The following is an 8186-nucleotide window of genomic DNA, read 5'->3' on the forward strand; positions in this document are numbered from 1 at the left end:
TGCTGTCTTGTCGAAGGCCTCGCCGGCGGCATCGTCCAGCGTATCGCCAAGAATCCGGTAATGACCCACGCCTTGCACTTGCACCAGCATCGAATGACCGCCCGATACGAGCAGAGCCACGAAAGGTGGCTCGGGTGGGTCGTCTTCCAGCAATGGCGCCAGCAGATGTCCTTCCATATGGTGCACGCCGATGGCGGGAACGCCGAGCGCCCAGGCCATCGCCCGCCCGGTAGCCGCGCCGACCAGAAGCGCGCCAACCAAGCCTGGCCCTGCGGTATATGCCACGCCGCCCAGATCGGCCGGCGTCATGTCCGCTTGCGACAGGGCTTCGCGCACCAGCGGCAGCAATTTTCGGACGTGATCGCGGCTGGCCAGTTCCGGCACCACGCCGCCATAGTCGGCATGCAGCTTGATCTGGGTATAGAGCGCATGCGCCAGCAACCCGCGGCCCGGAGCCTGCGGTTCCCAGCGCAGCAAGGCCACGCCGGTTTCGTCGCATGACGTTTCAATGCCCAGAACGGGGCGAGGGGCGGTGACAGGGCTCATGGCTGCTAAATGGGGTGCCGCAAAGGGATTTCGACTCGGTCGGACATGGTATCGGCAAAACCTGAAAGCCGCATTCAGGCCAAGCGGCAGCGCCGACCCCTATGCCGCACCTCATTTCGCAGCCATACCACTTTGAAATCCGCATAGGTCTGAGGGTATACTTTGCGGCTCGCCCGGTCCTGCGGGCGCGTTTACTATTCCGGAGTTTCCATGCCCAGCGTAAAAGTTCGCGAGAACGAACCATTCGAACTCGCCCTGCGTCGCTTCAAGCGCACCTGTGAGAAGGCCGGCGTCCTCGCCGAGACCCGCAAGCGCGAGTTCTACGAAAAGCCGACCCAGGAACGCAAGCGCAAGCGCGCTGCCGCCGTGAAGCGTCACCTGCGCCGTCTGTCGCGCGACGTTTCGCGCAAGACCCGCCTGTACTGAGCGCTGTCCGCCTCGGCGGACGCCGGTTCGAGCGCGCTCCGCGCTGAACCCTCGCATTGCTCTCGGTCGGCGCGTCCATTCGCAGCCACCGATTGCCTAGGCACTTGCACTGGCCGACGTTGCCCCGCAACGTCGGCTTTGTGCTTTCCGAAGATTGGCTTTTAGGAGTGTGCGCATGAGTCTTAAACAGCAACTCACCGATGACATGAAGACCGCGATGCGCGGCGGCGACAAGGAACGCCTCGGCGTCATCCGTTTGATCCTCGCCGCCATCAAACAGCGCGAAGTGGACGAGCGCATCGAGCTGGACGATGTCCAGACCCTGTCGGTGCTGGAGAAAATGCTCAAGCAGCGCAAGGACTCCATCACCCAGTACGTCGCGGCCAGCCGTGAAGACCTAGCCAACGTCGAGCGTATGGAAATGGGTGTGATCGAAGCCTATCTGCCGACCAAGCTCACCGACGCGGAACTCGAAGCGCTGATCGTTGCCGCCATCGCGGAGATTGGTGCCAGCAGCCCGCGCGATATGGGCAAGGTCGTCGCCATCGTTAAAGCCAAAGCGGCCGGTCGTGCCGACATGGGTCAGGCGTCTGCGCGCATCAAGGCCCGCCTCGGCGGTTGACGCTGGACCGGCAAAGACTGCGCCCGATACCATCGTGGCGCAGTCTTCACATGTAGTCCGTTTAGATCGCTCGCTGCCTGCCACCCTTGCGTGGCGACCATTGGGAGAACCGACGCATGCTCAAGTGGGCCATCATCTTCGCCATCGTCTCGCTGATCTCAGGTTGGCTCGGCTTCGGCACCCTCTCCGGCATCGCCGGCACCATTGCCAAAATCCTGTTCGCCATTTTCGTGATCATCTTCCTGATCGCCGTGCTGGCTGTGATCGGCTTGATCCATATCCTTTAGTTGTCGAGATCGGGCGCTTGCGCATGACCATGTGGCAAGCGCCTCAAACTCTCACCGACTTCGAGCTGTCGTCCAGATAGACTAGCCGTCTATGCGCGGCCGCATCCCGGACAGCTTCATCGATGAACTGCTTGCCCGCGTCGACATCGTCGACGTGATCGAGCGGCGCGTGCCGTTGAAAAAGGCCGGTCGCGAGTGGACGGCCTGCTGTCCGTTCCACAACGAACGCACACCCTCGTTCTATGTCAGCCCGGCCAAGCAGTTTTTCCATTGCTTCGGCTGCGGTGCGCATGGGAGTGCAATCAAGTTCCTGATGGACTATGAGCGGCTTGAATTTCCGGACGCCATTGAAGAACTGGCGCAAGCCGTAGGGCTGAAAGTGCCCTACGAAAATTCTCGCGACAACGCGCCTCGCGAGGACAAAACCGATCTCTACGCGGTGCTCGATGCCGCCGCACGCTGGTACGAAGGCGAACTGCCCACGAGCGCGGAAGCCAAAGCGTACTGCGCCAAACGCGGGTTGGATGCCGAAACCATCGCACGCTTCCGTATTGGCTGGGCACCCGCGGGCTACGACGGTGTGATTCGCACGCTCGGCACTAGCGAGCGGCGCATGCAATTGCTCACCGAAGCCGGCATGGTCGCGAGCAGCGAACGTGGCAGCAAGTACGACCGCTTCCGCGAACGCCTGATGTTTCCGATCATGGATCGCCGCGGCCGCGTGATTGCCTTTGGCGGTCGTGTATTGCAATCGGAGCAAGGTCCGAAATACCTCAATTCACCGGAAACACCGCTGTTCCACAAAGGCCGCGAGTTGTTCGCGCTGTGGCAGGTGAAGCAAGCCAACAGCAACCTCGCGCGTATCGTGGTGGTGGAAGGCTATATGGATGTCATTGCGTTGCATCAGGCCGGCCTGCCGATTGCGGTGGCGACGCTTGGCACGGCAACCACACCCGACCATACCGAAGTGCTGTTCCGCGCCGCGCCGGATGTCGTGTTCTGTTTCGACGGCGATCGCGCCGGTCGAGCCGCGGCATGGAAGGCACTTGAATCGGCGTTGCCGCGTTTGCGCGATGGTCGTCAGGCGTACTTTCTTTTTCTTCCTGAAGGCGAAGATCCAGACACATTGGTGCGCAAGGAAGGCAAGGAAGGTTTTGAAAAACGTCTGCGTGAAGCGACACCGCTATCCGAATATTTTTTCGGCGAGCTGTCGCATGACGTAGACATGGCGAGCCTCGACGGGCGCGCACGCCTTGCCGAGCGCGTCCGTCCCCTGATTGCGCGCCTGCCCGATGGCGCTTTCCGCGACCTGATGGCGCAGGAGCTGGAAAAACGCAGCGGGGCGCGTGCGGTACTGGAACAAGATTCCAATGCACGTCGCACCGTGCAACGCCCGGTCGCCGTGCAACGTTCACTGGTACGCAGCGCTATCGCCCTATTGCTGGCTCAACCGGGAATCGCCGATCAGATCGAAAAGCCGTATGCCTTTCTTCGCCTCGACAAACCAGGCGTGGAACTGCTTGCGGAATTGCTGGACACCGCGCGTGCGCGACCTGGCATCAATCCGGCGGTACTGGTGGAGCATTTCAATGGACGACCCGAATACGCCGCCCTGCAAAAACTGATGGCGGCCACTGTGGTGGGCGAGCCGGAAATCCAGCGCACGGAATTTTTCGATGCTCTGGTTAAAATGGAGCAACAAGCCATTGCGCAACGTCGCGATGCACTGGTCGCAAAGAACCGCGAAGGAGCTCTCACGGACGCCGAAAAAGCCGAGCTGCGCGAATTACTGGCAGCGCGTGCGCCCTTACCCACGACACCAACATGAAATACCGACAGCTTTGTTCATGTCAGGATGCCATCCTACGCAACGACACTTCGACATCAAGGAACGTCGATGGATTTGCTTGAGCGCCTGGTCACCATCTTCGCCCACAACGGATATATCGCGGTTCTCATTGCACTTTTGCTTTGTGGCGCAGGCATTCCCATTCCCGAGGACATCACGCTCGTTGCCGGCGGTGTGATTGCAGGCATGGGCTATGCCAACGTGCATGTGATGGCCGTCGTCACGATCGCAGGCGTGATGATTGGCGATGCGGCCATGTTTGGGCTCGGTCATCACTTCGGTGAGCACATGCTGCGATGGCGCCCGATTGCGTTGCTGATGCCGCCGCGCCGTTACGCGAAGATGCAGGAAAAGTTCGAGCGCTACGGTAATCGACTGATGTTTTTCGCGCGTTTTCTTCCTGGCATGCGCACGGCCGTCTACATCACGGCAGGTGCGACGCGTCGCGTCACCTTCACGCGCTTTTTGATGCTGGATGGTCTGGCTGCGCTGATCAGCGTGCCGTTCTGGGTGTATCTGGGTTACTTCGGCGCGAACCGGCGCGAGTGGCTGGGCACGTGGATTCGCCGCGGGCAAAGCAGCTTATGGGTGCTGGGCGGCCTGGTAGTGCTGGGAGCGCTGGCGCTGTGGTGGTATCGGCGTACGCGTAAATCGCAGTCTTAGAGCCAGCCCATAGCGAGACGCGACGGCCTAGTGCGCGTGTACATCATCAGCGCTCGATAGCTGCATGTGCAAATCGTCGCTCAGACTTTGCATGCTCTGTTGATTGACCTGAATAAATCCGCTCGCCGGTGTGTCCAAATCCGCAATCAGGCTAATCGCAATCGCCACCATAAGCACGGGTACAAATGTCGCCATCCACGCGCGACGCTGTTGCCCGTAACCCACCACTAACGACGTCGTAATCGACAAAAACGCCAATAGCACCCAGATATCCAGGGGAATGCGATTGATCAGGGCCGCGACACGTTTACCGTCCAGATCGATCATGTCGTTCAACGACGATTCGTAAAGTCCGACGATCGGCGTTGGGGTTTGCTGAGCTTCGATAGCGACCTCACTCCAAAGCGCATCCTGGATTTGCCTGGAGCGCTTTGAAGCATTGTTGCGCTCCTGATCCTGCGCCTTGTTGCCGAAGATCAAGAGACGAGTATCGACGTAGTCGCGCAGCAGTGCCGGCGCACTGCTACGCACGGGGTCCGCCTGGGTTGCCGTACGCAAATAAACCGTGCCAATGGCGTTGGCTTCGTCGACGACCAGCTGCTTGCGCTCATCGAAGCGGCTCAGCGCCATACTCATGGCGAAGCCGATCAGCAGGCTCAGCAGAAACGCGATCTGATTGCGCGTATCGTGAACCTGCTTCTGCCAATCTTTTTCATCGCGATCCTTCGCCAGCACGCGAAGACGAAAACCGATCTCGTGCGCGAGCAATAACACGGCAGTCGCGACGACGAACAGGTGAATGGGATGATCCAATAAGTACATCGCGCCCCTCCCCGGTGTACCTCATTCTATCCCTGCTTTTAACGTGCACGACATACCCGGAGATAGGATGCCATCCAGACATGTGGCTGGCTCCCATTTTTACTTCGAGGTGTCGGTTACATCGTGACGATTCCACCATCCGCCACCAAGCGCCTGGAACAAGGCAACGGTGTCGGAATAACGGTCGGCGCGCGCCTGAATCAAGGCGAGTTCGGCCTGACGATACGTCACCTGCGCATTGAGCAACGCGACCATGCTGATATCTCCCAGTTCGTACTGACGCTTGGCGATGTCCAGACTGCGGGCCGCTGCACGTTCGGCGCGTGCGCTGGCCACCATCGCATCGGCATCGGCTTGCAGTGCGTGCAATGCATCGGCCACGTTCTGCAAGGCGGACATCACCGTGCTGCGGTATTGCTCGGCCGCCTGTCGATAATTGGCTTCGGCGGCGCGTTGATGATGCAGCAGAGTGCCGCCGCTGAAAATCGGCGACGTGACGGCCGCGCCGAGATTCCAGAAGCCCGTGCCCGAACCAAACAGGTTGTGCATCTGATCGGCTGCGCTACCCCAGTTGGCGGTAATGTTGATGTTCGGCAGACGCGCGGCAAACGCGACGCCGACCTGTGCGCACGCCGCATGCAGATTCGCATCGGCCATGCGCACATCCGGGCGTTGCTCCACCAATCGCGCCGGTAACGTCAACGGCAGATCGTGCGGCAATTGCAGTCGGTCGAAATTGAACTGCGCCGGCACATCCTGATCTGGCGTACGACCCGTCAGCACAGCGAGAAGATCGCGTTGTTGCGCCAGCTGCTTTTGCAACGGCGGCAACGTGGCGCGCGTCGTTTCCAGCGTCGCTTCCTGAGATGCAATATCGGCATCCGCCACATCGCCCAACGCCAACTGCTTGCGATTGGTTTCCAGGATCTTCGACTGACTGTCGACCATGTCCTGCGTGGAAGCGATCTGCGCCCGCAGCGATGCCTCACCAATGGCCGCGTTAACGACATTGGACGTCAGCGTGAGATACGTCGCTTCCAACTGAAAACGTTGTGCATCGGCCTGCGCCGCCAGCGACTCCACCTGACGGCGATTCGCGCCCCATAAGTCGGGCGTGTAGGAAATGCTCAATTGCGCCGTGGTGAGGTTGTAGAGCGTGCTATTGGATGCCAGATTACTGGACAGCACATCGCCAACCTTTTGCCGTGTCGGGTCCACGCTCGCGCTGACCTGAGGGTAATAGGCGCCACGCTGCGCTTTTACGTTTTCAACCGTAGCAATCAACGCCTGCTGCGCAGCCGCCAGATCGGGATTGTGCTTGATCGAATCATCGATCAAGCCATTCAGCGGTTCGGAATGGAACAAGGTCCACCACTGCCCGGGAATATCCATGCCCTGCACAAACTGCTGCGTGTTGCCACCCGGCCCTGGCACAGACGGTGTGGTCTGCGATATGGGTGTGGAGGTATAGCTCTGTGCTGTCGGTGCGGCCGGACGGTGGTAATTGGGTCCGACCGCGCAAGCGCTCAACGCGAGACCGCTACCGAAGGCGAGCACAGTACGGCCTGAACGCCACGATGCAATGTTCTTGATGGCGTTCATGGTCAGATCTCCACCGCGGATGGTGCATGACCGAAACGCTTGTAGATGAAATTTTCCAACCCGTAATACAAGGCAGGCAGGATAAAAAGCGTTAAAAGCGTGGCAATGGGCAAACCACCCACCACGACTGTTGCCAAGCCACGCTGCACATCGGTGCCTACACCCGTTGCAAGTGCTGCGGGGAGCATGCCGATACTGGCAACAGTGGCTGTCATCAGCACCGGACGGAATCGTTCTGTCGCGCCTACTACAACACCCTCAAAGAGCGACAAACCCTCTCGCCGAACACGATTGATGTTCGACACCATGATGATGCCGTTTTGCACCGCGACACCAAATAGCGCGATAAAACCTACCGCGGTCGCAATATTCAGCGTTTCTCCACGAACATGCAGCGCGATCAAGCCACCTACGGTGGCGAGCGGCACAACGCCCAATACAAGCATGGCCTGATGGAATTTGCCGAATTCGGCAAACAACAACACAGCCATGATGGCCATCACCATACCCATCACGACGATCAGTCGCGCCTGTGCACGCTGCTCGTTCTGGAAGTTACCGGCCCACTCAAGTGTGTATGTCGATTTGTCGTAGTGAACCTTCGCATCGATTTGCGCTTGCGCATCGGCAAGATACTCGGACAACGCGCGGCCGGAATTTTCGATACTGATCGTCAACTCACGTTGCCCGTGCTCATGTGCAATGGTGCTTTCACCCATGGCGAGCTTGATATGTGCCACCTCTTTCAATGGAACTTGCGCACCGGTGGTGGACGTCAACGGCATCTCGCCAACGGCCTGCACGCTATTGGCGACTTCGTTGGCCACACGCGCAGTAACGTTATAGATGCGATCCTCGACATAGACCTGCGTGATCGGCGCCCCGCCGATAGCCGTCTGGATCAGGCTGGTGATATCGCCGACGTTGACGCCGTAGCGCGCCGCGGCATCGCGGTCCGCCGTAATCGTCAACTGAGGAATCGGAGGTTCCTGGAAGATCGCTGCATCTTCGGTACCGCGCACACCCCTGATCACATTGACCATCTGGTTGCCGATACGGCGCATTTCGTGCAAATCCTGGCCGTAGATGCGAAGCACCAAGGGCGCATGCGCACCGCCAATCATATCGTTCTCGCCATCGACGATCGGCTGGCTGATGCCCACAGTAATGCCCGGAATCTGTTGCAAGCGCGCGTTGAACTTGCGCAGAAATTGCGCCTTGGTTTCACCGTGCCACGTGCTATACGGCGTCAAACCGACACCAGATTCGATATGCGACGGCGTCCAAGGATCCGAACCCGTATCGTTGCGCCCTAACTGGGTCACGACATACGACACCTCGGGGAACTCACGCACGACCTTGCGTAATT

9 protein-coding genes are annotated in these 8186 nt (G+C 59.5%); 5 read left to right on the top strand and 4 right to left on the bottom strand.

What is annotated here, in order from left to right; translation table 11 throughout:
* On the bottom strand, window positions 1–546 hold a 546-nt coding region (locus VK725_RS09985), incomplete at its 3' end, for a tRNA (adenosine(37)-N6)-threonylcarbamoyltransferase complex transferase subunit TsaD (RefSeq protein WP_325317903.1).
* 210 nt (window positions 547–756) lie between these two features.
* Here VK725_RS09985 and rpsU point away from each other — a divergent pair.
* The 5 genes from rpsU to VK725_RS10010 all read left to right on the top strand — a co-directional run bounded on the left by rpsU (window position 757) and on the right by VK725_RS10010 (window position 4393).
* Window positions 757–972 carry a 30S ribosomal protein S21 gene (gene rpsU / locus VK725_RS09990; RefSeq protein WP_115477777.1) on the top strand — a complete coding sequence of 72 codons (216 nt, stop codon included), beginning with the start codon at window positions 757–759 and terminating at the stop codon, window positions 970–972.
* Window positions 973–1147: 175 nt separating this feature from the next.
* Complete coding sequence (locus tag VK725_RS09995) at window positions 1148–1594, top strand: GatB/YqeY domain-containing protein (protein ID WP_325317904.1); 447 nt, start codon at window positions 1148–1150, stop codon at window positions 1592–1594.
* Window positions 1595–1710: 116 nt separating this feature from the next.
* Window positions 1711–1881: a DUF1328 domain-containing protein gene (locus VK725_RS10000; protein ID WP_325317905.1), complete on the top strand. Its 171-nt coding sequence runs from the start codon at window positions 1711–1713 to the stop codon at window positions 1879–1881.
* Window positions 1882–1972: 91 nt separating this feature from the next.
* Window positions 1973–3709 (top strand): DNA primase, encoded by a 1737-nt coding sequence (gene dnaG, locus VK725_RS10005; RefSeq protein WP_325317906.1) that lies wholly within the window; start codon window positions 1973–1975, stop codon window positions 3707–3709.
* Between the two features lie 69 nt (window positions 3710–3778).
* Window positions 3779–4393 carry a DedA family protein gene (locus VK725_RS10010; protein WP_325317907.1) on the top strand — a complete coding sequence of 205 codons (615 nt, stop codon included), beginning with the start codon at window positions 3779–3781 and terminating at the stop codon, window positions 4391–4393.
* A 27-nt stretch (window positions 4394–4420) separates the two neighbouring features.
* Here the strand turns inward: VK725_RS10010 and VK725_RS10015 are convergent, their stop codons facing one another.
* The 3 genes from VK725_RS10015 to VK725_RS10025 form a co-directional block, all read right to left on the bottom strand.
* Window positions 4421–5215: a hypothetical protein gene (locus VK725_RS10015; RefSeq protein ID WP_325317908.1), complete on the bottom strand. Its 795-nt coding sequence runs from the start codon at window positions 5213–5215 to the stop codon at window positions 4421–4423.
* A gap of 99 nt (window positions 5216–5314) precedes the next feature.
* Window positions 5315–6817: an efflux transporter outer membrane subunit gene (locus tag VK725_RS10020; RefSeq protein ID WP_325317909.1), complete on the bottom strand. Its 1503-nt coding sequence runs from the start codon at window positions 6815–6817 to the stop codon at window positions 5315–5317.
* Window positions 6818–6819: 2 nt separating this feature from the next.
* A partial coding sequence (locus VK725_RS10025; RefSeq protein ID WP_325317910.1) for an efflux RND transporter permease subunit occupies window positions 6820–8186 on the bottom strand: 1367 nt, incomplete at its 5' end.

It is taken from the genome of Dyella sp. (genome assembly GCF_035486915.1).
GTDB lineage: Bacteria > Pseudomonadota > Gammaproteobacteria > Xanthomonadales > Rhodanobacteraceae > Dyella_B.